This is a genomic window from Phocaeicola sp. RTP21198st1_B8_RTP21198_201120, assembly GCF_040929485.1.
GTDB lineage: Bacteria > Bacteroidota > Bacteroidia > Bacteroidales > Bacteroidaceae > Phocaeicola > Phocaeicola dorei.
In genome coordinates, this window is sequence record NZ_JBCOCI010000456.1 from 1 (window position 1) to 420 (window position 420).

Sequence of the window (420 nt, forward strand, 5' to 3'; positions counted from 1 at the left end):
CCAATGTATTCAGTTAGCTGATGAAAATTACCCGAACGGACATCCTCAATTGGCGCAAGTGGCTATCCAGCAAGGAGAATTGTTGGCAAAGAATCTGGTACGTATGGAGAAAGGACGGGAGATGAAACCTTTCCATTACCGTAATTTGGGTTCGATGGCGACTGTAGGACGTAATCGTGCCGTGGCAGAGTTTAGTAAAGTAAAAATGCAGGGATGGTTTGCCTGGGTGATGTGGCTGGTTGTTCATCTGCGCTCTATTCTTGGGGTACGCAATAAGGTTATTGTACTCTTGAATTGGGTATGGAATTATTTCACTTACGATCAGTCTATGCGTATGATTGTCTATGCCCGTAAAGCAAAAGAGATTCGTGATCGTGAAAAGGTGGAGGAAACTACCCATTGGGGGAAAGAACTGGTACA

Annotated in this window: 1 pseudogene; it reads left to right on the plus strand. The window is 44.5% G+C overall.

Annotated elements, in window-relative coordinates:
• A pseudogene (locus AB5935_RS27230) lies at window positions 1-420 on the plus strand (NAD(P)/FAD-dependent oxidoreductase); the annotation flags it as partial.